The sequence below is a fragment of the Candidatus Pelagibacter communis genome (assembly GCF_001179945.1).
Taxonomy (GTDB): Bacteria; Pseudomonadota; Alphaproteobacteria; order Pelagibacterales; family Pelagibacteraceae; genus Pelagilacustribacter; species Pelagilacustribacter ubique_A.
The window spans coordinates 1-537 of sequence record NZ_CVSG01000033.1 but is presented as its reverse complement, the minus strand read 5'-3'; the positions used below and the strand labels follow the sequence as shown (position 1 = coordinate 537).

General features: G+C 34.8%; 3 protein-coding genes. All 3 read right to left on the bottom strand.

All coding sequences use genetic code 11. The annotated features are described in order from the left end of the window. Positions 1-185: small ribosomal subunit protein uS17 (locus tag AMN78_RS00960; protein ID WP_075533756.1), on the bottom strand; the 185-nt coding region annotated here is incomplete at its 3' end. Between the two features lies 1 nt (position 186). Continuing rightward, positions 187-393, bottom strand: coding sequence for a 50S ribosomal protein L29 (gene rpmC, locus AMN78_RS00955; RefSeq protein ID WP_075533755.1), 207 nt, complete (start codon positions 391-393; stop codon positions 187-189). Positions 394-395: 2 nt separating this feature from the next. Next, on the bottom strand, positions 396-537 hold a 142-nt coding region (locus AMN78_RS00950), incomplete at its 5' end, for a ribosomal protein L16 (RefSeq protein WP_179850586.1).

Below are 537 nucleotides of genomic sequence, written 5' to 3'. Positions count from 1 at the left end.
ATACTTACAGTATCACCAATCTGACATTCCGCCTTTGGATCATGAACATAATATTTTTTTGAAGATGTTACATATTTCCTATAAACTGGGTGAGGGCTTTGAGTATCTACTTGAACAATAGCAGTTTTTTCCATTTTAGATTTTAGGACAATTCCTATCAATTGTTTTCTTTTTGAATCTGTCAACTTATTTGCTCCCTCTGATTCCTAAATCATATTCACGTATAACTGTTTTAATTTGAGCAATCTCTTTTCTTAAAGATCTGATCTTCTGCGGATGTTCTAATTGTTGCAAGGCCTTTTGAATTCTAAGGTTTAACAACGCTTCATGATCATCTGTTAGCTTAATCTGCAACTCATCTTTATTCAATTTCTCTAATTCTTTTTTGAGCATTATTAATTCCCCACCTCACGTCTTCCTACTACTTTAGTTTTGATAGGAAGCTTATATGAGCAAAGCCGGAACGCTTCTTCGGCCTCTTTTTGATCTAAACCATCAACTTCAAACAAAATTCTGCCGGGCTTCACAACAGCTACC